Annotated in this window: 21 protein-coding genes and 1 tRNA gene; 13 read left to right on the top strand and 9 right to left on the bottom strand. The window is 72.4% G+C overall.

Translation table 11 applies throughout. The features are described from left to right. Positions 1 to 162: 162 nt before the first annotated feature. From ACWDYJ_RS24980 to ACWDYJ_RS24970, 3 genes are all read left to right on the top strand, one after another. A complete protein-coding gene (locus ACWDYJ_RS24980) occupies positions 163 to 1,335 on the top strand; it encodes a helix-turn-helix domain-containing protein (RefSeq protein WP_451567817.1) in 1,173 nt (390 codons plus the stop codon). An 84-nt stretch (positions 1,336 to 1,419) separates the two neighbouring features. Next, a complete protein-coding gene (gene orn / locus ACWDYJ_RS24975; RefSeq protein ID WP_451567816.1) occupies positions 1,420 to 2,022 on the top strand; it encodes an oligoribonuclease in 603 nt (200 codons plus the stop codon). A 108-nt stretch (positions 2,023 to 2,130) separates the two neighbouring features. After that, positions 2,131 to 2,203: transfer RNA gene (locus tag ACWDYJ_RS24970), tRNA-His, on the top strand. Positions 2,204 to 2,270: 67 nt separating this feature from the next. On the opposite strand, the gene ACWDYJ_RS24965 is transcribed toward ACWDYJ_RS24970, so the two are convergent. Further along, the gene (locus ACWDYJ_RS24965; RefSeq protein WP_451567815.1) at positions 2,271 to 3,299 is read right to left on the bottom strand and encodes a LacI family DNA-binding transcriptional regulator; all 1,029 of its coding nucleotides are present in this window, start codon (positions 3,297 to 3,299) and stop codon (positions 2,271 to 2,273) included. Positions 3,300 to 3,401: 102 nt separating this feature from the next. On the opposite strand from ACWDYJ_RS24965, the gene ACWDYJ_RS24960 reads away from it, so the two are divergent. From ACWDYJ_RS24960 to ACWDYJ_RS24940, 5 genes are read left to right on the top strand one after another with little or no spacing between them, the layout of a single operon-like run. Next, complete coding sequence (locus ACWDYJ_RS24960) at positions 3,402 to 4,733, top strand: ABC transporter substrate-binding protein (RefSeq protein WP_451567814.1); 1,332 nt, start codon at positions 3,402 to 3,404, stop codon at positions 4,731 to 4,733. A 55-nt stretch (positions 4,734 to 4,788) separates the two neighbouring features. Further along, complete coding sequence (locus ACWDYJ_RS24955; RefSeq protein ID WP_451567827.1) at positions 4,789 to 5,748, top strand: carbohydrate ABC transporter permease; 960 nt, start codon at positions 4,789 to 4,791, stop codon at positions 5,746 to 5,748. Beyond that, complete coding sequence (locus tag ACWDYJ_RS24950; protein ID WP_451567813.1) at positions 5,745 to 6,569, top strand: carbohydrate ABC transporter permease; 825 nt, start codon at positions 5,745 to 5,747, stop codon at positions 6,567 to 6,569. Before ACWDYJ_RS24955 ends, ACWDYJ_RS24950 begins: the two co-directional genes overlap by 4 nt. After that, positions 6,566 to 7,972, top strand: coding sequence for a GH1 family beta-glucosidase (locus ACWDYJ_RS24945; protein WP_451567812.1), 1,407 nt, complete (start codon positions 6,566 to 6,568; stop codon positions 7,970 to 7,972). The genes ACWDYJ_RS24950 and ACWDYJ_RS24945 overlap by 4 nt, the downstream gene beginning before the upstream one ends. Before the next feature lie 31 nt (positions 7,973 to 8,003). Further along, a complete protein-coding gene (locus tag ACWDYJ_RS24940; protein WP_451567811.1) occupies positions 8,004 to 8,900 on the top strand; it encodes a hypothetical protein in 897 nt (298 codons plus the stop codon). Here the strand turns inward: ACWDYJ_RS24940 and ACWDYJ_RS24935 are convergent. Next, a complete protein-coding gene (locus tag ACWDYJ_RS24935; protein WP_451567810.1) occupies positions 8,887 to 9,726 on the bottom strand; it encodes an NAD(P)H-binding protein in 840 nt (279 codons plus the stop codon). The genes ACWDYJ_RS24940 and ACWDYJ_RS24935 overlap by 14 nt on opposite strands. Positions 9,727 to 9,841: 115 nt before the next feature. On the opposite strand from ACWDYJ_RS24935, the gene ACWDYJ_RS24930 reads away from it, so the two are divergent. Continuing rightward, positions 9,842 to 10,351 (top strand): MarR family winged helix-turn-helix transcriptional regulator, encoded by a 510-nt coding sequence (locus tag ACWDYJ_RS24930; protein WP_451567809.1) that lies wholly within the window; start codon positions 9,842 to 9,844, stop codon positions 10,349 to 10,351. A gap of 117 nt (positions 10,352 to 10,468) precedes the next feature. Beyond that, a complete protein-coding gene (locus tag ACWDYJ_RS24925) occupies positions 10,469 to 11,770 on the top strand; it encodes an MFS transporter (RefSeq protein WP_451567808.1) in 1,302 nt (433 codons plus the stop codon). On the opposite strand, the gene ACWDYJ_RS24920 is transcribed toward ACWDYJ_RS24925, so the two are convergent. The 5 genes from ACWDYJ_RS24920 to ACWDYJ_RS24900 all read right to left on the bottom strand — a co-directional run bounded on the left by ACWDYJ_RS24920 (position 11,718) and on the right by ACWDYJ_RS24900 (position 15,125). Next, a complete protein-coding gene (locus tag ACWDYJ_RS24920; protein ID WP_451567807.1) occupies positions 11,718 to 12,014 on the bottom strand; it encodes a hypothetical protein in 297 nt (98 codons plus the stop codon). The two genes, ACWDYJ_RS24925 and ACWDYJ_RS24920, sit on opposite strands and share 53 nt — an antisense overlap. A gap of 88 nt (positions 12,015 to 12,102) precedes the next feature. Then, a complete protein-coding gene (locus ACWDYJ_RS24915) occupies positions 12,103 to 12,744 on the bottom strand; it encodes a disulfide bond formation protein B (RefSeq protein ID WP_451567806.1) in 642 nt (213 codons plus the stop codon). 13 nt (positions 12,745 to 12,757) lie between these two features. Then, positions 12,758 to 12,922, bottom strand: coding sequence for a DUF5993 family protein (locus tag ACWDYJ_RS24910; protein WP_451567805.1), 165 nt, complete (start codon positions 12,920 to 12,922; stop codon positions 12,758 to 12,760). 119 nt (positions 12,923 to 13,041) lie between these two features. Then, positions 13,042 to 14,442, bottom strand: coding sequence for a sensor histidine kinase (locus ACWDYJ_RS24905; protein WP_451567804.1), 1,401 nt, complete (start codon positions 14,440 to 14,442; stop codon positions 13,042 to 13,044). Then, on the bottom strand, positions 14,439 to 15,125 hold the full coding sequence (locus ACWDYJ_RS24900) for a response regulator transcription factor (protein WP_451567803.1): 687 nt from the start codon (positions 15,123 to 15,125) through the stop codon (positions 14,439 to 14,441). Before ACWDYJ_RS24900 ends, ACWDYJ_RS24905 begins: the two co-directional genes overlap by 4 nt. A 78-nt stretch (positions 15,126 to 15,203) precedes the next feature. On the opposite strand from ACWDYJ_RS24900, the gene ACWDYJ_RS24895 reads away from it, so the two are divergent. Continuing rightward, a complete protein-coding gene (locus tag ACWDYJ_RS24895; protein ID WP_451567802.1) occupies positions 15,204 to 15,749 on the top strand; it encodes a hypothetical protein in 546 nt (181 codons plus the stop codon). 41 nt (positions 15,750 to 15,790) lie between these two features. On the opposite strand, the gene ACWDYJ_RS24890 is transcribed toward ACWDYJ_RS24895, so the two are convergent. Both ACWDYJ_RS24890 and ACWDYJ_RS24885 read right to left on the bottom strand, forming a co-directional pair. Further along, the gene (locus ACWDYJ_RS24890; protein WP_451567801.1) at positions 15,791 to 16,678 is read right to left on the bottom strand and encodes a spermidine synthase; all 888 of its coding nucleotides are present in this window, start codon (positions 16,676 to 16,678) and stop codon (positions 15,791 to 15,793) included. A 25-nt stretch (positions 16,679 to 16,703) separates the two neighbouring features. Beyond that, positions 16,704 to 17,108: a hypothetical protein gene (locus ACWDYJ_RS24885; RefSeq protein ID WP_451567800.1), complete on the bottom strand. Its 405-nt coding sequence runs from the start codon at positions 17,106 to 17,108 to the stop codon at positions 16,704 to 16,706. A gap of 604 nt (positions 17,109 to 17,712) precedes the next feature. On the opposite strand from ACWDYJ_RS24885, the gene iscB reads away from it, so the two are divergent. Together iscB and ACWDYJ_RS24875 are read left to right on the top strand one after the other, a co-directional pair. Further along, positions 17,713 to 18,492, top strand: coding sequence for an RNA-guided endonuclease IscB (gene iscB / locus ACWDYJ_RS24880; RefSeq protein ID WP_451567799.1), 780 nt, complete (start codon positions 17,713 to 17,715; stop codon positions 18,490 to 18,492). A gap of 26 nt (positions 18,493 to 18,518) precedes the next feature. Beyond that, positions 18,519 to 19,841 (top strand): tetratricopeptide repeat protein, encoded by a 1,323-nt coding sequence (locus ACWDYJ_RS24875; RefSeq protein WP_451567798.1) that lies wholly within the window; start codon positions 18,519 to 18,521, stop codon positions 19,839 to 19,841. The last annotated feature ends 26 nt before the right edge of the window (positions 19,842 to 19,867 follow it).

Below are 19,867 nucleotides of genomic sequence, written 5' to 3'. Positions count from 1 at the left end.
AAGTCGACATAGCGCTGCGTGCTGAACTTGTCACGCCGACACCACGGGACGCAGTAGATTCGATCATGTATTTACGGCGGGGGATCCACGTGCAAGGCCGAGGGGAAACGTGCAGGTGCGACCAGACCAAGGAGTCGCGACACCCAAGGGGGGCTTAGCGCCATGAGCCAGGATTCCACCGCCGTCGTCGCGGACGCGGGCCGGAAACTCGCGGGGCGTCGCCGCAGGGAGATCGTCGCGGTGCTGCTGTTCAGCGGCGGGCCGATCTTCGAGAGTTCCATTCCACTTTCCGTGTTCGGCATCGACCGGCAGGACGCGGGAGTTCCACGCTATCGATTGCTCGTGTGCGCCGGGGAGGACGGTCCCCTGCGGACCACCGGCGGACTCGAACTGACCGCGCCGTACGGGTTGGAGGCGATCGCCCGGGCAGGCACGGTCGTCGTTCCCGCCTGGCGCTCCATCACCTCACCGCCGCCGCCGGAGGCGCTCGACGCACTGCGTCTGGCGCACGAGGAGGGGGCCCGAATCGTCGGCCTGTGCACGGGAGCCTTCGTGCTCGCCGCCGCCGGCCTGCTGGACGGGCGGCCCGCGACGACGCACTGGATGTACGCGCCGACGCTGGCCAAGCGCTACCCGTCCGTCCACGTCGATCCGCGCGAGCTGTTCGTCGACGACGGCGACGTGCTCACGTCCGCGGGCACCGCCGCCGGAATCGACCTGTGCCTGCACATCGTGCGTACGGACCACGGCAGTGAGGCGGCCGGGGCACTCGCCCGCCGGCTCGTCGTCCCACCGCGCCGCACGGGCGGCCAGGAGCGCTACCTCGACCGGTCACTGCCCGAGGAGATCGGCGCCGACCCGCTCGCCGAGGTCGTCGCCTGGGCACTGGAGCACCTCCACGAGCAGTTCGACGTGGAGACGCTCGCCGCCCGCGCCTACATGAGCAGGCGGACCTTCGACCGGCGGTTCCGCTCGCTCACCGGCAGTGCGCCGCTCCAGTGGCTGATCACCCAGCGGGTGCTCCAGGCACAGCGGCTGCTGGAGACCTCCGACTACTCGGTCGACGAGGTCGCCGGGCGCTGCGGGTTCCGTTCCCCCGTCGCGCTGCGCGGTCACTTCCGACGGCAGCTGGGGTCCTCCCCCGCCGCCTACCGCTCCGCCTACCGGGCACGCAGGCCGCAGGCCGACGTGTCCCCGGTGTCCCAGCTCTCGGAGGCACCGGTTCCGCACCAGCGCACTCCGCAGCCCCATCGGGCGGCGGCGGCCCTGGCCGCCTCAGGTCCGAGCGTGACGGAGCTGTACGCCCCGGGCCGGGTGCTGCGCGAGCACGCGTAGCGATCAGTACCGGCATCGCCTGACCAAGGTCCCCCACATCGGCCGATCACCAATGTGGGGGACCTTCGGCATAAGGTGGGGCGCATGAACGATCGCATGGTGTGGATCGACTGCGAGATGACCGGGCTCTCGTTGACGGACGACGCACTTATCGAGGTGGCCGCACTGGTCACCGACTCGGAGCTCAACGTGCTCGGCGAAGGCGTGGACATCGTCATCCGCCCGCCGGACGCGGCACTGGAAACCATGCCGGACGTGGTGCGCGAGATGCACACCGCCTCCGGACTGCTCGACGAACTCGCCGCCGGCACCACCCTGGCGGACGCCGAGGCGCAGGTCCTGGCGTACGTGCGCAAGCACGTCAAGGAACCGCGCAAGGCGCCGCTGTGCGGCAATTCGGTCGGCACCGACCGCGGCTTCCTGCTGCGCGACATGTCCGCGCTGGAGAGCTACCTCCACTACCGGATCGTGGACGTGTCCTCGATCAAGGAGCTGGCGCGCCGCTGGTACCCGCGGGCCTACTTCAACAGTCCGCCGAAGAACGGCAACCACAGGGCGCTCGCGGACATCAAGGAGTCCATCGCCGAGCTGCGCTACTACCGCGAGGCGGTCTTCGTCCCGCAGCCCGGGCCCGACTCGGAGACGGCCCGCACCATCGCCGCCAAGTACACGGTGGCCGACGTGTAGCTCCCGGCCCGGCACCTTCCGGGGGCGGGGCACGGGATAAGCGGGGAGCGAGCACCCTCCCGGACCCTGTACCCTTTTCTTCGGCCGGTCGTTCAGCGACCGGGCATGGTGGGTGTAGCTCAGTTGGTAGAGCACCTGGTTGTGGTCCAGGTGGCCGCGGGTTCAAGTCCCGTCACTCACCCTGTGGGAAGGCCCCGGTACGCGAAAGCGGACCGGGGCCTTCTGCGTACCGCCCGCCCGCCCGCTTCCTACGAGGACTCCCGGACGATCAGCTCCGTCGGCAGGACCACCGCCCGCTCCCCGGGCTCCTCGCCCGCGATCGTGGCCAGCAGGACCTGCGCCATGGTCCGGCCCATCTCCTCGATCGGCTGCCGCACGCTGGTCAGCGGCGGGTCCATGTGGCGGGCCACGACGGAGTCGTCGAAGCCGACCAGGGCCACGTCCTGCGGTATCCGGCGGCCGGCCGCGCGCAGCTCCCGCCGGGCGCCCGCCGCCATCACGTCGGAGGCGGCGAAGACCGCGTCCAGTGCGGGGCAGCGCTCCAGCAGCTCGCGCATGGCCCGGCGGCCGCCGTCCTCGGTGAAGTCCCCGGCCGCGATCAGCAGCTCGTCGACGGGGTGGCCGGCTTCGGCCAGGGCCTGCCGGTAGCCGTCGAGGCGACACTGGGCCCCGTACACGTCGAGCGGCCCGGTGATCGTGGCGATGCTGCGCCGGCCGCGCCCGAGGAGGTGGCGTACGGCCTCGGCCGCGCCCCCGAGGTTGTCGGAGTCCACGCTCGGCAGCGGCTCGTCCGCCGAGCGGCGGCCGCTGATCACGGCCGGGATGCCCAGCTCGGCCAGCAGCTCCGGCAGCGGGTCCCCGGCGTGCACCGACACCAGCAGCACCCCGTCGACCCGGTGCCCGGACAGGTACTGGGCGAGGCGGCGGCGTTCCCGGTCGCTGCCCGCCAGGGTGAGCACCAGCTGTACGTCGGTCTCGGAGAGGGTGGCGCCGACTCCGCGCACCACGTCGGAGAAGTAGGGCTCGGAGAAGAAGCGCGACTCCGGCTCGGGGATGACGAGGGCGATGGCGTCGGTGCGGTTGGCGGCGAGGGCGCGGGCGGCGCGGTTCGGCACGTACCCGAGTTCGGCGACGGCGGCCTCGACGGCCGCCCGGGTGCTGTCGCTGACCTTGGACGATCCGTTGATGACCCGGGAGGCGGTGCCCCGCCCGACCCCGGCCCGGACCGCGACCTCTTCCAAGGTCGGCCGTCCCCCACTGCGCCCGTGCCCGTTCATGGCTTCCTCCCGGTTGTGAATCTACCCCTTGACGGCGGTGGGAGCGCTCCCACAGTGTGGCACACGACACTCGGCACGTCCCGTCCTTCAGGGAGGACCCAGATGCGAGCCCGAAGAAACCTTGTCACCGCGGTCGGTGTGATCGGCGCGACCGCCCTGCTTCTCGCAGGGTGCGCGTCGGACCCGGAGCAGAGCCCCAAGGGTGGCGGCGCCACGTCCGCGGCCGGCGCGGGCAAGACGACCCTCACCGTCGGAGTCTTCGGGGCCTTCGGGCTCAAGGAGGCCGGCCTCTACGACGAGTACATGGCGCAGAATCCCGGCATCCGGATCGAGCAGACCTCGATCGAGCGCAACGAGAACTACTACCCGCAGCTCCTCACCCACCTCGGCACCGGCAGCGGGCTCGCCGACATCCAGGCGGTCGAGGTCAACAACATCGCGGAGATCACCGCGACCCAGGCCGACAAGCTCGTCGACCTCGGCAAGACCGCGGGCGTGGACAAGGCCGCGTACCTGCCGTGGAAGTGGGCGCAGGGCACGGCGAGCGCGGCCAAGGGCGGCGCCACCGTCGGCCTCGGCACCGACATAGGTCCGCAGGGCATCTGCTACCGCAAGGACCTCTTCGAGGCGGCCGGGCTGCCCACCGACCGGGCAGCGGTCGGCGCGATGTGGGCGGGCGACTGGAACAAGTACCTGGAGGCGGGCAAGACCTACCAGGCGAAGGCCGGCGACGGGAAGGCCTTCGTGGACTCGGCGTCGGGCGTGATGGCGGCGGTCACCGGGAGCAGCGGCCAGCGGTTCTACGACGAACAGGGCAAGGTCGTCTACAAGACCAACCCGGCGGTGCGCGGCGCCTTCGACCTGGCGGCGCGGTTCGCGACCGAGGGACTGAGCGCCAAACTCCAGCAGTTCACCCCGACGTGGGACCAGGGCTTCTCCAACGGGTCCTTCGCCACCATCTCCTGCCCGGCCTGGATGCTCGGCTACATCCAGGACAAGGCGGGACCGGCGGCCAAGGACAAGTGGGACGTGGCGGCGGCGCCGAAGGCCGGCAACTGGGGCGGCTCCTTCCTCGTCGTGCCGAAGGCGGGCAAGCACGCCGAGGAGGCGGCCAAGCTGGCCGCGTGGCTGACGGCTCCGGCGCAGCAGGTCCGGCTGTTCGAGAAGCGGGGCAGTTTCCCGAGCGCGAGCGCCACGTACAAGCTGCCGGCGGTGTCGGGCGCGCAGCACCCGTACTTCGGCGGAGCCCCGATCGGTGAGATCTTCTCGCAGGCGGCGGAGGGCGTGCCGGTGACGGTGCTCGGCCCGAAGGACCTGGTCATCGCGCAGAACCTGGCGGACATCGGGATGCTCCAGGTCGACCAGAAGGGCCGCAGCGCGCAGGAGGGCTGGGAAGCCGCGGTGAAGGCCATCGACAACGCCCTGGACCAGTGAGGTTCCTGTGACGGACAAGTCTGCCGTCGCCCTGTCCCCCTCCTCCTCCCGCCCCGTGCGGAAGGGGGAGGGGGCCGGGGCCGGGGGCACAGGCTCCGGGCGGGGCCAGGTGTGGCGCTCACGCCGCTACCGGTGGGACCTGCGCGGGAGCCCGTACGCCTTCGTGGCGCCCTTCTTCCTCTTCTTCGCCGCCTTCGGGCTCTTCCCGCTCCTGTACACGGGGTGGGCGGCGCTGCACCAGGTGGAGCTGACCGATCCGGACAGCATGACGTGGGTGGGGCTGAAGAACTTCACCCGGCTGTGGGGCGACGAGTTCTTCTGGAACGCGCTGCGCAACACCGTCACCATCGGGCTGCTGTCCACGGTGCCGCAGCTGCTGATCGCGCTGGGGCTCGCGCACCTGCTCAACTACAAGATGCGCGCCTCGGCCTTCTTCCGGGTGGCGGTGCTCACCCCGTACGCGACCTCCGTGGCCGCGGCCACGCTCGTCTTCGTGCTGCTCTTCGGCCGGGACTACGGGATGGTCAACTGGGCGCTGTCGGCCGTCGGCTTCCACCCGGTGGACTGGCAGAACGGCACCTTCGCCTCCCAGCTGGCGGTCTCCACGATCGTGGTGTGGCGGTGGACCGGCTACAACGCGCTGATCTACCTGGCGGCCATGCAGGCCATACCGGGCGAGCTGTACGAGTCCGCCGCGCTGGACGGGGCCTCGCGGTGGCAGCAGTTCGTCCATGTGACGGTGCCCTCGCTGAAGCCGACGATCTTCTTCACCTGTGTCGTGTCGACCATCGGGGCCACCCAGCTGTTCGGCGAGCCGCTGCTGTTCAACGGAGGGGCGGGCGCCACGGGCGGCTCGGACCACCAGTTCCAGACCCTGGGGCTGTACCTGTACGAGCAGGGCTGGGTGAATCTGCACCTCGGGCGGGCCTCGGCCATCGCCTGGGCGATGTTCCTGATCCTGCTGCTGATCGCGGGCGCCGCCCGGCTGCTGCGCGGACGGGGGGCTTCACGATGAAATCCCTGCGCGCGGGCCGGCTGACGTACGTCGTCCTCGGCATCTTCACCGTCGGATCCCTCTTCCCGCTGGTGTGGACGGCGATCGCGGCCTCCCGGAGCAATACCCGGCTGGCGCAGACCCCGCCGCCGTTCTGGTTCGGCGGGAACCTGGGCCGCAACCTGTCGGCCGCCTGGACCGACGCCAACATGGGCACGGCCCTGCTGAACACGGTCGTGGTCGCCGGTACGGTCGCCGCCGGCACGGTGGTGTTCTCCACGCTGGCGGGCTTCGCCTTCGCCAAGCTGCGCTTCCGGGGACGGGGCGTGCTGCTGTCGCTGGTCATCGGGACGATGCTGATCCCGCCGCAGCTGAGCGTGGTCCCGCTGTACATGCTGATCGCGGAGCTGTCCTGGACCGACCGGCTCCAGGCCGTGATCCTGCCGTCCCTGGTCTCCGCCTTCGGGGTCTTCTTCATGCGGCAGTACCTGGAGCAGGCGCTGCCGATGGAGCTGGTGGAGGCGGCCCGGACGGACGGGGCGAGTTCGCTGCGGATCGTCTGGCACGTGGTCTTCCCGGTGGCCCGCCCGGCGATGGCGGTGCTCGGGATGCTGACCTTCGTGATGGCGTGGAACGACTTCTTCTGGCCGATCGTCGCGCTGACCCAGAACGGCAGCCCGACGGTGCAGGTGGCCCTGACGGGGCTGGGCCGGGGCTACATCCCCGACCAGTCCGTGATCATGGCGGGCGCGCTGCTGGGCACGCTCCCGCTGCTGCTGGTTTTCGTCATCTTCGGCCGCCAGATCGTGGGCGGCATCATGCAGGGCGCGGTGAAGGGATGAGGGACGTGACGAGTTCGGCCAATGCAACCCGTACCACCCATGCGACGAGCACGACGAGCGCGGCGAGCACGACGACGGACGGCACGCGCTTCCCCGAGGGCTTCCTCTGGGGCGCGGCCACGGCCGCCTTCCAGATCGAGGGCGGGGCGGAGCTGCGGGAGCCGTCGATCTGGGACACCTTCTGCCGTACGCCGGGCAAGGTGCACGGCGGTGACACGGGCGACGTGGCCGTGGACCACCTGCGGCTGTGGCGGGAGGACGTCCGGCTGATGGCGGAACTCGGGCTCGGGGCCTACCGGTTCTCGGTGTCCTGGCCCCGGGTGCTGTCCGGCGGGATCGGCTTCTACGACGCGCTCGTGGACGAGCTGCTCGCGCACGGGATCCAGCCCTGCGCGACCCTCTACCACTGGGACCTGCCGCAGAAGCTGGAGACCGCCGGAGGCTGGCCCGAGCGGGAGACGGCGTACGCCTTCGCCGACTACACCTCGCGGGTCGCCGACACCCTGGGCGACCGGGTGGGGCTCTGGACCACGCTCAACGAGCCGTGGTGCAGCGCCTTCCTCGGCTACGGCTCCGGGGTCCATGCCCCCGGCCGCACCTCCCCGGCCGACTCCCTGCGCGCCGCCCACCACCTGAACCTGGCCCACGGCCTGGCGGCGGCGGCCCTGCCCTCCTCGGCCAAGGTCGGCATCGCGCTCAACCCGAGCGCGGTTCGGCCACTGACCGACTCGGCGGCCGACCTGGACGCCCAGCGCCGTGTCGACGCCCTGGCGAACCGGGTCTTCACCGGCCCTCTGCTGCACGGCGCCTATCCCGAAGACCTCCTCTCGGACACCGCGTCCCTCACCGACTGGTCCTTCGTCCGCCCGGGTGACGAGGCACTGATCCACCAGCCGCTCGGCTACCTGGGGGTGAACTACTACACCCCGGCGCTCGTCTCGGTCTCCCCCGGCGGCCCCCGTGCCGACGGGCACGGTTCCTCCGGCCACTCCCCCTGGCCGGCGGCGGACGACATCGCCTTCCACCAGCCGCCGGGCGAACGGACCGACATGGACTGGTCGATCGACCCGACCGGCCTCTACGACCTGCTGACCCGCTTCAGCCGCGAGGCACCGGGCCTGCCCCTGATGGTCACCGAGAACGGAGCCGCGTACGCCCCCGACCTGGACGACCCGCAGCGCATCGACTACCTGCGCGAGCACCTGTCGGCCATCCACCGCGCGATCGCGGACGGCGCCCCGGTGGAGGGCTACTTCCTCTGGTCGCTCATGGACAACTTCGAGTGGGCCTACGGCTACAGCAAGCGCTTCGGCATCGTGCACGTCGACTACGCGACCCAGACCCGCACCCCCCGCTCCAGCGCCCACTGGTATGCCCAGCTGGCCCGGACGGGGGCTTTCTGACGCTCTGAACACCCCCTTGTAGATTCGCCCCATGCCCCGCACCACACCCCCGCGCCCGCTGGACGTCGAGTCCCTCTTCCCCGAACTGGCCGCCCACCGGCGCACGGCGACCCGGCTGCATCCCCGCACCGGGTCGCCCGGGGTCCGCGACAGCCACATCGGCGGTCCGCTGCTGTGGCCGGCCGACGAACCCTGGCCGGTGTGCGAGGCACCGCACACCTCCGCCCCCCAAACCGACGCCCCGCACGGCACCGGCCCGGTGCCGCTCCTCGCCGTGGCACAGCTCCGCCGCCGGGACGTCCCCGACCTGCCCGCCGGCCCGGACGGCTGTGATCTGCTCCAGATGCTCTGGTGCCCCTTCGACGCCCACGGGCCCACGGGGTACGGCATGTACGTGCACCTGAGGTGGCGCAGCGCGGCCGAGGTCCGTGAGGTCCTGACGGTTCAGCCGGCACCCCGGACGGTCGGCTTCGACGGATACGTGTCCTCCCCGTGTGTGCTCCACCCGGAGCGGGTCTCCGAGTACCCGTACATCGAACTGCTGCCGGGGTCTCTCGGTGAACGCGTCGAGGAGTGGGAGGACGCCCAGGAGGAGGCGGCGTACGAGGCCGAGCAGGCGGGCGGGGACGGCCATGCCCTGCCGAGCTATCAGAGTGACCTGTCTCTCGCCCCGGGCTGGAAGGCCGGCGGCCACCCCGCGTGGAACGTCACCGGACCGGGAACGGTGGACTGCCGCGTCTGCGGCCGTGCGATGGAGCTGTTCCTGACGGTCGACTCGCGCGAGTGGCGGGCCGACAGCAGGAGCTGGATCCCGCTGGAGGACGGTCCGGACACTCCCACGGGGGTGGTCGTCGGCAACCACGGCAAGCTGAACATCTTCGCCTGCCCCGAAGACCCGGCCCACCCGCACGAGTTCAGCGTGCAGTGACCTCGGCACGGGCGAAATCGGCGGCGTGGTCCTCGGCCCAGGTTTCGAAGGAGCGGGCCGGATGGCCGGTGAGCTGCTCGACGGCGTCGGTGATCTCGACGGGCAGCCCCTCGGAGGCGGCCCAGTAGTCGAGGAGCGCGTCGGCGTACGGGCCGGGTATGTAGCCGTCCACCTCGGCCTTCCACTGCTCGGCGGTGACTCTCTCGCAGCGTATCGGCCGGCCGAGGAGGGAGCCGAGTATCGCGAGCTGTGTCGCGAAGGTCAGCGACTGCGGGCCGGTCAGGGTGTACGCGCGGCCGGCGAGGGAGGGCTCCGTCAGGACGGCGAGGGCGGCCTCGGCGACATCGGTCTCGTGCACCGGGTCGCAGAAGGAGCCGGGGAAGGGCAGGCGGACCGGGCGACCGGACTTCAGGGACCAGGCCCAGCCCAGGGCGTTGCTCGCGAAGGAGCCGGGCCGCAGAAGGGTGCTGCGCAGCGGGGAGGTCAACAGGGCCTCTTCCACGGCGAGGTGACCGGCCGACAGCGGGTTCGCGGCGGGGTCGGGGCCGAGCACCGAGGAGGAGGACAGGAGCACCACGTGCTCCACCCCGGCGGTGACGGCCTCCTTGACGAAGGTGTCCACGGCGGCGGCCTCGGCATAGAGGAAGACGGAGCGGACTCCGGCCAAGGCCTCGGGAAAGGTGGCGGGGTCGGTGAGGTCGCAGTGGACGGTGCCGGGACTGTCCGGGGACCTGGAAGCCTGCCGGTGCGGGATACCGCGGGCCGTCAGGAGGGCAGACAGGCTGCGGGCGACGGCGCCGCGGGCGCCGGTGACAAGGATCGACATGGTGGTGCTCCTCTTCTACGCATTCGGCTACTACGAGTAGGATGGACACTCGACGCAGATTCTGTGCCATACATTCTCTGCGTTACACAGATAAATCTGGAGCATGGAGAAGCCGATGTCAACCGATTCCCCTCGTTCGGGTGAGTGGAGCCGCGCCGAGCTGCTCGCGCGCATCGTCACCGAGAGCCAGCGGCACTACGCCGGCTACTCCCTCTTCAACCAGGCCCTGGCCGATCACGTCGGCCTGCACCCCACCGACATGCAGTGCGTCGCGCTCCTCGACCTGGAGCCCGCACCCGTCACCACCGGGGAGATCGCCCGACTCACCGGCCTGACCTCGGGCTCCGCCACCCGCCTCGTCGACCGTCTGGTCAAGGCCGGCATCGTCGAGCGGCAGTCCGACCCGCACGACCGCCGCCGCTCCCTCGTCGCCCTCGCGCCCTCGGCCCGCGAGCGGCTCAACACCGCCTGGGACACGCCCGGCCGGGCCTTCGGCGCCGTGCTGGACCGCTATTCCGACGCCGAGCTGGCCGTCATCACCGACTACCTGCACCGCGCAGCCGAGGTCGGCCGGGCCCAGGCCGAGCGGCTGAACTCCGGCGCCGACTCCACGAAACCCGCGTGACCACCTCCTGATCAGGGACTTCCGAGCCGGTCATTCCTCCGCTAGCGTCCCGCGCCAAAGGGCAACGACGCGCGCCGGAGACACGGGAGGGGCGGCGTGCGGCTGGAGGTTGCCCGCATGCCCAGTTCCACCGCCGGACCCACCGCCGGACCCACCGCCGGCTTCCGCGGAGTCTTCGCCCTCGGCGGCGCCGCCCTGCCCGTCTACGCGTTCCTCGCCCGGCTGCCCGCCGCGCTCTGCCCCATCGGAACGCTCCTGCTCATCAACCAGCGCGACGGCATCGGTGACGCCGGCACCGTCGCCGCCGCGCTATGGCTGGGCCAGGCCCTCGGCGGCCCGGTCATCGGCCGGCTCGCCGACCGTCGCGGCCACCGCCCGGTCCTGCTCGCCGCCTGCGCCGCGAACGCCGCGGTGCTGTTCGCCCTCGTGGCCGCCGTCCTCGGCGGGCTGCCACTGGCCGCCCGGATGGTCCTCGCCGTCGCGGCCGGGCTCACCGTCCCGCAGGTCGGTCCGCTGGCGCGGGCCCGCTGGGCGCGCCTCGCCGGGGACGACAAGGCCCTGCTGGGCTCCGCCCTGTCCTTCGACACCACCCTGGACGAGGTGGGGTTCATGGTCGGCCCCGCGCTGGCCGGAATCCTGGCGGTGACCGTGCACCCCGCCTCGGCGCTGGTCCTCGCGGGCGGCCTGATCCTGGTGTTCGGGACCCTGTTCGCCCTCCACCCCACCGCTCCCGCGCCGGTCGGGGCGGCGAAGGGCGCGCGGGTCGGCGTACGGCGGCCCGCCGTACGGCTGTGGTCGCCCGGACTGGCCCTGCTGTTCGCCATGGCCGTGCTCCAGGGCGCGGCGTGGAGCGGAGCCAATACGGGCGTCAACGCACTCGCCGATTCCCTGGGCGAGCCCGGCGCGGCCGGGCTGGTCTGGGCGGCCATGGCCGTGACCAGCTCCCTCGCGGGTTTCGTGACCGTGGCCCGGCCCGGATCGGCGGACCTGACGGTGCGGCTGCGGTGGACGATCGCCGCCCAGGCGGTGCTGACGCTGCCCCTGCTGGCGGTGTCGGGGCTGTGGGGCGCCGCCCTCGCCGTCGCCGGGATCGGGCTGGCCGTCGCCCCGCACCTGATCGCGCTGTTCGGGCTGGTGGAACGGGCCGGCCCGGCGGAGCGGATGGGCGAGGCCATGACCGTACTGGGCAGCGGCCTGATCCTCGGTCAGGCGGCCGCAGCGGCGGTCGCGGGGCCGCTGGCGGCGGCGTACGGGTACCGGGCGGCGTTCGTCGTGTCGTGCGCGGCCGCCGTCGCTTCCGCCGTCCTGGCGGTGGCGGCTTCCGGCCGGATCCGGTTCGCCGCCGCCACCCTGTCCACCGTCGCCGCTACGCGGACTTCAGCGCCGCCAGCCCCTTCGCCAGGTCCTCGGCGTTCATGACCGGGCTGATGTCGACCTCGGCGTTGAACTGCATGAACAGGTCCTCCAGCAGCGGCGGCATCTGCGAACTGTCCTGCATGTCGAAGACCATCCAGCAGGACCGCACACCCGCGTCCGGCGCGAAGTAGGCCGCCTCCGGCTTGACCGTGTCCATCAGCTTCTTGATCGCCTGGGGCAGAGCCCCGGACTTTTGGCCCTCGTTGGCGGCGGGGGTGTCCAGGTGGGCGCGGAGCATGACTCTCATGCGTGACTCCTTCCGTCAGAGCCACCCTCCGGGCGGGGCGGGGACGCTGCAACATCTGCGCCCCCGTCCGTGCCGACCCTGACAGGGCCTAGTCCAGGATCCCCAGGTCGTACAGGAGCTGATAGCGGGTCGGATCGTCCGGCAGGAAGAAGTGGAAGCCCTCCTCGAAGAAGACGGCCACGAGGTTGACGGCGAGGACCAGGCCGAGGAAGCCCAGCGTGATCGTGCCGACCGTGCGCAGCGGCCCCGGTCCGGTCGCCGGAACCGAGCGGTCCGCAGTCGAGTGGGCGAAGGCCAGGACGACACCGACGGCGACGACCGAGGCCTGGAAGAGGATCCACGCCCATACGTACAGGTGCAGTCCGAACACCTCGCTCCCGTACCCCTTGTCCCCCGGCAGGATGTGCAGCGTCGTCTGCCGCCACGACGCGAAGGAGCCCGCGATCACCGCGACCAGGGCCAGCCCCCAGCCCGTCATGTAGTCGCGGCCGGTCACCACGCCGCGCACCAGCGCCGTACGGACGATGTACGCCGCGCCCATCGCGGCCAGCAGCATGCACATCCGCTGCACGATGCAGAGCGGGCAGGGGTACTCCCACAGCCCGAACTGGTAGAAGAGGCCCCCGCAGACGACACCCGTCCAGCCGATGGCGAAGAAGCAGGCGAACCAGTACTGGACCCGCCCGAGCAGCCCGCCCGTCGGCGGGGCGTCCGGGAGGAGGCTGCTCATCGCGGCCACGGCGTCAGTAGTTCAGGGTGAGGGCGAGACTGCTGGTGACGTGGTGCGCCATCAGCAGGATCACGGCGACGAGCATGATCCACCAGGCGCCGAGCACCACGGTCCGGGACGTGTCCCGGTACATGGCGATCAGGGTGGCGAGGAGGCCGCCGAAGATGAGGGTGTCCATGGGCCGGACCGTACCGACCTGCGGACATCCCCCCCGCGAGGCGCGCCCCCCGAGTACATCGGTTGCCCGCCCCGGCCGTACGTCAGTCTCCCGGCCGCTTGCGCCGGCCACGCCGTACGTCAGTCGCCCCGCCGCTTGCGCCGGCCACGCCGGGCGCCCGTCCCGCGCTCGCCGCCCCGGGCCCGGTCGTCCAGCGCGATCCACACCCGTACCTCGGTCCCGCCGAGTACCGAGCGCCCCAGGCGTACGTCACCGCCGGTCGACTCCGCGACCCGCCGCACGATGTCCAGGCCGAGCCCCGTCGAGCCGTCCCGGCCGCCGTCGTTGCCGCGCCGCAGCGCCGCGTCCGGGTCGGCGATGCCCGGGCCCGCGTCCGAGACGAGGACGATGACGGCGCCCCCGGCGTCGTGCACGTCCACCGCGAAGGGGGTGCCCTCGGGGGTGTGCCGGAAGACGTTGCCGAGCATGGCGTCGAGGGCCGCCGCCAGCTCGGGGCGGGCCACGGGGATGCGTACGGTGCGCTCCACGCCCGCGAGCCGGACCTCGCGGCCCTCGTCCTCGGCGAGCGCCGCCCAGAAGGCCATCCGGTCGCGGATCACCTCGGAGGCGTCACAGCCCGCGCCCGGGCCCGGACCGGCACCCGCGCCGACCGGGCCGGTGGCCGGTCGCTGTTCGCGGGCGGTACGGATGATCGTGTCGACCTCCCGTTCCAGCTGTTCCACCGCCGCCCGCGTGTGCTCGGCGGCCGGACCGTCCCCGAGCGAGGCCGCGTTGAGCCGCAGCACCGTCAGCGGCGTCCGCAGCCGGTGCGAGAGGTCGGCGGCCAGTTCCCGCTCGTTGGCGAGGAGTTCCACGACCTGGTCGGCCATCGAGTTGAACGCGACGGCCGCCGAGCGGAGTTCCTTCGGGCCCTCCTCGGGCACCCGCGCCCCGAGCCGCCCCTCCCCCAGCTGGTGCGCGGCTTCCGCGAGCCGCTCGGCGGGCCGTACGAGGCGTGCGCCGAGCCGGTCCGCGACCGCCACCGAGCCGACGATCAGGGCGAGCCCGACGCCGGCGAGGACCACCCAGGCGGTGGCGACGCCGTTGCTGACCTCGCTCTCCGGTACGAGGATCTCCACCACCGCGATGTCCCCGGACCCGAGCGCGGTGGGCTGGAGCAGCGCCGAGCCTCCGCCCGCCACCTCGGCGGTCGTCGCCCGACCGAGGCTGCGGGTCTCGGCCACCGCGTGCGCGCCCGCCCAGCCCTCGCCGATGTCCACGGCGGCGGCTCCGCCGATGGCGGGCACGTGGACGGCCATCCGCCGGGCGGCGCCCATCGCGGTCGACTCCACGGCCTTGCGCAGCTGCACCGGATCGGTGGTGATGGACAGGGTCGGCCCCATGGTGGCGGCCTGCCGTTCGGCGTTGGAGAAGGCGCGGTCGCTGGCCATCTCCTGCACCACCAGCCCCAGCGGCACGGCGAAGGCCACGACGACCATGACGGTGACCGCGAGGCACACCTTGACCAGCGCCCATCTCACGCGGGGGGCTCCAGCTTGACTCCCACTCCCCGCAACGTGTGGAGGTAGCGCGGGCTGGCGGCGGTCTCGCCGAGCTTGCGGCGCAGCCAGGACAGGTGCACGTCGATGGTCTGGTCGTCGCCGTACGACTGCTGCCAGACCTCGGCCAGCAGCTCGCGCCGGGCCACGACCACGCCGGGGCGCCCGGCGAGGAAGGCCAGGAGGTCGAACTCCCGCCGGGTGAGGTCCAGGACGGCCCCGTCCAGCTCGGCCTGGCGGCGCAGCGGGTCGATGGCCAGTCCGCCGACCCGCAGCACGCGCGAGGGCGGTTCGGCCCCGGCGGCCTGGGAACGGCGCAGGACGGCGGCCATCCGGGCGGAGAGGTGCTCCACGGAGAACGGTTTCGTCAGGTAGTCGTCGGCGCCGTCGTTGAGCAGCCGGACGATCTCGGCCTCGTCGTCGCGCGCGGTGGCGATGATGACCGGCACGTCGGTGATGCCGCGCAGCATCTTCAGCGCCTCCGACCCGTCGAGGTCGGGCAGGCCGAGGTCCAGGATCACCACGTCGAAGCGGTGGTGGGCGACTTCGCGCAGGGCCTCCAGGGCCGTGCCGACGCTCCGCACGGTGTGGGAGGCCTCGCTCAGGTGCCGGATGAGGGCGGAACGTACGAACTGGTCGTCCTCGACCACGAGCACACTAGCCATGGCCGCACGGTAGTCCATTGGGGGGACCCCGGGAGGTGCCGGGGCGGCTCTGTGACCGGTGGTGCAGTATGTGCCCTGATGCGACGAGGACTGGTACATGCCCTGGCCTGGCTCCTGGCGACCGCCGCGGCCGTGACACTGTCGTGGTGGGGCGTGCACACCGTCATGTCCGGGACGGCCTACGATCCTCCGCTCGCCGTTCCGCTCACCACCGTGCCGCTGGCCTCCTCGACGCAGCACCCGGATCCGCCGCCGCCTTCCCCCGACCCCGGCCCGTCCGCCTCCGCGTCCCCGTCCGCATCGCCGTCAGCGACCCCGTCCCCGTCGGCCCCGGCCGCGAAACCGAAGTCCGCGTCACCGCCCACCCCTCCCCCGCCCCCGGAGCCGGGCGAGAGCGCGGCGGGGAACGTGAAGGGGTACTCGGTCTCGGGCGGCCGGGTCGTCCTCGACCTCGGTCCCTCCTCGGCCGAGCTGGTCTCGGCGACCCCGGAGGCCGGCTGGCGGATGCAGGTGTGGAAGCAGGACTTCTGGATCCGGGTCACCTTCACCCGCGACGGCCGCGAGGTATCGGTCTTCTGCACCTGGCACGACCACCCGCCGCTGGTCCAGGTGGATGAAAGATAGCGGCCTGAGCTGCGCGCTTTCACTACTGATCCATACCGGACCTAGCAGAACACCGACGGCGGCGGCGCCGGTGAAGCCACCGCCGAGGCGTCCGCGACGGCGGGGGCTCCGCCCGTGAAGTCCGCCAGCGCCCGACCGTGTTCCACGCGCCCGGGATGCGGGTCGCTCGCCACCCGCCGGGTGAACTCCGCGACCGGCAGGTCCCGGTCGGCGGCGACGAGCACCGCGTTGCCGAAGCGCTTCCCCCGCCACACCACCGGGTCGGCCGCCAGCGCCAGCTCCGTGAACCGCGACGCGGCGGTGGCGATCTGGCTCCGCAGGTGGGTCAGCGGCGGACCGTCCGCGAGGTTGGCCACGTACCAGCCGGTGGGCGCGAGGGCACGGCGTACGTCGTCCAGGAACTCGGTGCTGGTCAGGTGCGCCGGGGTGCGCGCGCCGCTGAACACGTCCGCGACGATCAGGTCCGCCCAGCCGTCCGGCACCTTGGCCAGGCCCTCCCGCGCGTCCACGGCGCGTACGCGGATCCGCGCCTGGGGGTCGAGCGGCAGGTGTTCGCGTACGAAGGCCACGAGCGCGGCGTCGATCTCCACGATCTGCTGCGTGGAGCGGGGGCGGGAGGCGGCCGTGTAGCGGGCGAGGGTGAAGGCGCCGCCGCCCAGGTGCACCACGTTCAGCGGCTGGCGGGCGGGTGCGATCAGGTCGATCAGGTGGCCGATCCGGCGCTGGTAGGCGAAGTCCAGGTGTCCGGGGTCGTCCAGGTCCACGTGCGACTGGGGCGCGCCGTCGATCAGCAGGGTCCAGGCACGCGAGCGTTCGCGGTCCGGGGTCAGCTCCGCCTGGCCGCCGCCCACCTGCCCGACGACGGGCTCGGCGCCGCCGCCCCGGCCGCCGCCACCGCTGCCGCCCTTGCCCTTACGTTTACCTGCCACGCCACCATTATGGCTGGTCAGCGCATCAGCGGCAGTTGTCGGCCGCCTCGATCAGCCGGGCTGCCTCGCCGAGCGCCGCGCGCAGCACCTCGGGATCGGTGACCGGCCCCACGGCCTCGGGCGGCAGCAGCCAGCTGGTGGGTCCCGCGGTGGGGGAGGCCGCGTCGCCGAAGCGCATGCCGCGTCCGTCGGTGTGCGTACAGGCGCTGCCGGGCAGGTCCCAGGCGTCGGCGGTGCCGGGCGGGACGAGGAATCCGAGGGTGCCGCCGGAGCCGTCGTGCAGCACCGGGCCGACGCCTGGGGTGGCGTGGCCGGCTCCGCGGCGGATGATGTCCACCGCCTCCAGGCCCTGCCGGGCGGGCACGGTCACCAGATCCAGGTCCGGGGTCCCGCCGGGCTCGGGGGCAGTGTTCGTTGCAGTACTGTCCATGCCGGCCTCCACCAAGGGAACCCCTCCTCGATCCGTATCCGCATGGGTTCAACGCACGGGAACGTCAACAGGTGCGGCGGCAAGACGCCGCAAAGGATGGCAGTTCATGGCGGATCGCGGGTGAGATATCCCTTTTGTAGCCAAACACCGCGTGAACCGGCCGTCTCCGGCGGTACGTTCATGCGCGCCGGAGCCCCGCACGTTCATGCGCGCCGGAGCCCCGCTCCGGCCGATGCGACTGTCCAGAGAGGCCACGTCCGTCACACGCTCCCCGGCCTGGAAGGCCGGAGCCTGCCCTCGGTCGAGGGTCGAGCTTTGTGTGTCCAGCACCAGCCAACAACAAGAAGGAGGTGACCAGTTGGCTACGTTTCACGTACGACAGAAGACCGACCGAGCTGTGCTTCCTCAGCAGCTTGCTCTCGAATTCGAGTCAGCAGACAACCCTGGGAGCAGGGACGAAACGGGGCTCGAAGGCCGTAAGGCGCCGGGCGTGGAACATGTGCGAGAGGAGACCACTACCGCTTCACCTGGCGGTGGTGGCGTCACCCCCGCGCCCCCGTCTGGGGCAGGGGAGGAGCCGCGTGAGCGGCACCCCAGCGTGTTCGTGCTCGACAAGCACGGGCACCCGCTCCAGCCCACCACGCCCGCGAGGGCGCGCAAGCTCCTCAAGAAGGGCCGGGCAGTCGTTGCCCGGCGTACACCGTTCGTGATCCGGTTGAAGGACCGCACGGTCTCCGAGTCGGAGGTGGATGGTGTGGAAGTCGGGATCGATCCCGGCAGCAAGTACACCGGGATCGCCGTGTTCACCGCGCGGGCTGGTGAGCGGCGGGCCAGGTTCGCGGTCCAGCTCGACCACCGGGGCGCGACCATCCGTAAGAAGATGGAGCAGCGTGCCGCCTACCGCAGGGGCCGCCGCTCGCGGAACCTGCGCTACCGGGCCCCTCGCTTCTCCAACCGCACCCGGCCGGGGGGCTGGCTCGCCCCATCCCTGGCGCACCGGGTCGTGACCACCACGAGCTGGGTGGACCGGCTCGCAGGCTGGGCTCCGGTGCGGGCGGTGCATGTGGAGCGGGTCGCGTTCGACACCCACGCCATCTCCGCAGGGAAGCCACTGGAGGCCGCGGAGTACCAGCACGGCACCTTGCACGGTATGGAGGCCCGCGAATACCTCCTCGCGAAGTGGGGACGGGCCTGCGCCTACTGCGGCACCACGGGCGTGCCCCTCAACATCGACCACATCCAACCCCGCAGACGGCTACGCCTACACCACCCGCCCAGAAGGCGAGATCACACGTTGACCGCACGTGTAACGGCGATCCGCCTGGCGGCGAATCGCCGCACCCTGCCCTGCTCCGCAGGAGCTTCGTTCACCTCCGCCCCATAGGACGGAGTACCCACGAAGGGAACCCGATGGCGGCGTCCCCCCACTCACCCAACTCCTCCTTCCGCCGGCTGCGCGGACAGCACTCGCCGGCCGAGTTCGCGGCCCTGGTACGCCGGGCCGCACGGGAGATCGGCGAAACGGTTTCCTGCGACGCCCGTTACATCGGCCGGGTCGAGTCGGGGGAGATCCGCTGCCCCAACTACGCCTACGAGCGGGTCTTCCTCCACATGTTCCCCGGCCTGGCCCTGGCCGACCTCGGTTTCTCCCCCCGCGAGGCGGTGCGCGGGAGGTCCGCGCAGCGCGCCGTCCCGGCGCAGCCCGTCTTCGCCCACCTCGTCCACCGTTCCAAGGAGAGCGACGTGCTGCGTCGCGCGTTCATGGCGGGCGGCTCCGCGACCGTGGCGGCCGCGACGCTCGGCCTCACCCTGCTCGGCGACACGCGCCGGCTCCCGTCCCGCGCCGGCGAGGCCGAGGCCGCCGCCGTCGAGGACGCCGTACGCCAGATCCGGCTGCTGGACGACCGGCACGGCGCCGACGCCCTCTACCGGCGGGCGGCGGAACCCCTGCGCACCGCCTACGCGTTGCTCGACGCGGGCGCCACCCGGCAGTCCACCGAGGACCGGCTGCACGCGGGCGCCGGGGAACTGGCCGTCTCCGTGGGCTGGCTGGCCCACGACTCGGGCCGCTTCGACGACGCCCGCTCCCACTACGGGGAGGCGCTGGCCACCGCCCGGGTGTCGGGGGACGCGGCCCTGGAGGCGCACGCCTTCAGCAACATGGCCTTCCTGGCCCGGGACTGCGGTCGCCCGCGCGAGTCCGTACGGGCGGCCCAGGCGGGCCGGCGCGCGGCCCGCTCGCTCGGCTCCCCGCGGCTGCTGGCCCTGCTGGCGCTGCGGGAGGCGGGCGGCTGGTCGGGGCTCGCCGACCGCAAGGCCTGCGAGGAGGCGCTGACCCGCGCGCACACGGAGTTCGCCCGGGGTGCGTCGGGAGCCGACCCCGAGTGGATGTCCTTCTTCGGCGAGGCCGAGCTGGAGTACCTGGAGGCACGGTGCTGGTCGGCGCTCGGCGAGCACGCCCGCGCGGCCCGGCACGCCCGGCGCGCGGCGGACCTCCAGGACCCGCACTTCGCGCGGAACGTCGCCCTCTACACGGCCGAGCTCGCCGACGACCTGGCCCACGCGGGAGCGCCCGACGAGGCCGCCTGGGCGGGCGGGCGGGTGCTGGACCTGCTCGGCGAGGTCCAGTCGACCCGGATCCGGTCGGTGCTCGCCGGGACGGCCCGCACCCTGGTCCCGCATCAGCGTTCCCCGCGCGTGGGCGCCTTCCTGACCCGGCACGCGACGGTCTGAACCGCGGCGCGGGCCGGCTCCGGCGC

This window comes from Streptomyces sp. NPDC003042 (assembly GCF_053591315.1).
Note: the sequence above shows the minus strand (reverse complement) of the source record. Positions and strands in the feature narration are given on the sequence as shown.

Bases quoted from the DNA above. Each gene is read 5' to 3' on its own strand.
- ACWDYJ_RS24980 (WP_451567817.1), top strand. From the start codon at position 163: ATGAGCCAGGATTCCACCGCCGTCGTCGCGGACGCGGGCCGGAAACTC.
- orn (WP_451567816.1), top strand. From the start codon at position 1,420: ATGAACGATCGCATGGTGTGGATCGACTGCGAGATGACCGGGCTCTCG.
- ACWDYJ_RS24965 (WP_451567815.1), bottom strand. From the start codon at position 3,299: ATGAACGGGCACGGGCGCAGTGGGGGACGGCCGACCTTGGAAGAGGTC.
- ACWDYJ_RS24960 (WP_451567814.1), top strand. From the start codon at position 3,402: ATGCGAGCCCGAAGAAACCTTGTCACCGCGGTCGGTGTGATCGGCGCG.
- ACWDYJ_RS24950 (WP_451567813.1), top strand. From the start codon at position 5,745: ATGAAATCCCTGCGCGCGGGCCGGCTGACGTACGTCGTCCTCGGCATC.
- ACWDYJ_RS24945 (WP_451567812.1), top strand. From the start codon at position 6,566: ATGAGGGACGTGACGAGTTCGGCCAATGCAACCCGTACCACCCATGCG.
- ACWDYJ_RS24940 (WP_451567811.1), top strand. From the start codon at position 8,004: ATGCCCCGCACCACACCCCCGCGCCCGCTGGACGTCGAGTCCCTCTTC.
- ACWDYJ_RS24935 (WP_451567810.1), bottom strand. From the start codon at position 9,726: ATGTCGATCCTTGTCACCGGCGCCCGCGGCGCCGTCGCCCGCAGCCTG.
- ACWDYJ_RS24930 (WP_451567809.1), top strand. From the start codon at position 9,842: ATGTCAACCGATTCCCCTCGTTCGGGTGAGTGGAGCCGCGCCGAGCTG.
- ACWDYJ_RS24925 (WP_451567808.1), top strand. From the start codon at position 10,469: ATGCCCAGTTCCACCGCCGGACCCACCGCCGGACCCACCGCCGGCTTC.
- ACWDYJ_RS24920 (WP_451567807.1), bottom strand. From the start codon at position 12,014: ATGAGAGTCATGCTCCGCGCCCACCTGGACACCCCCGCCGCCAACGAG.
- ACWDYJ_RS24915 (WP_451567806.1), bottom strand. From the start codon at position 12,744: ATGAGCAGCCTCCTCCCGGACGCCCCGCCGACGGGCGGGCTGCTCGGG.
- ACWDYJ_RS24910 (WP_451567805.1), bottom strand. From the start codon at position 12,922: ATGGACACCCTCATCTTCGGCGGCCTCCTCGCCACCCTGATCGCCATG.
- ACWDYJ_RS24900 (WP_451567803.1), bottom strand. From the start codon at position 15,125: ATGGCTAGTGTGCTCGTGGTCGAGGACGACCAGTTCGTACGTTCCGCC.
- ACWDYJ_RS24895 (WP_451567802.1), top strand. From the start codon at position 15,204: ATGCGACGAGGACTGGTACATGCCCTGGCCTGGCTCCTGGCGACCGCC.
- ACWDYJ_RS24885 (WP_451567800.1), bottom strand. From the start codon at position 17,108: ATGGACAGTACTGCAACGAACACTGCCCCCGAGCCCGGCGGGACCCCG.
- ACWDYJ_RS24875 (WP_451567798.1), top strand. From the start codon at position 18,519: ATGGCGGCGTCCCCCCACTCACCCAACTCCTCCTTCCGCCGGCTGCGC.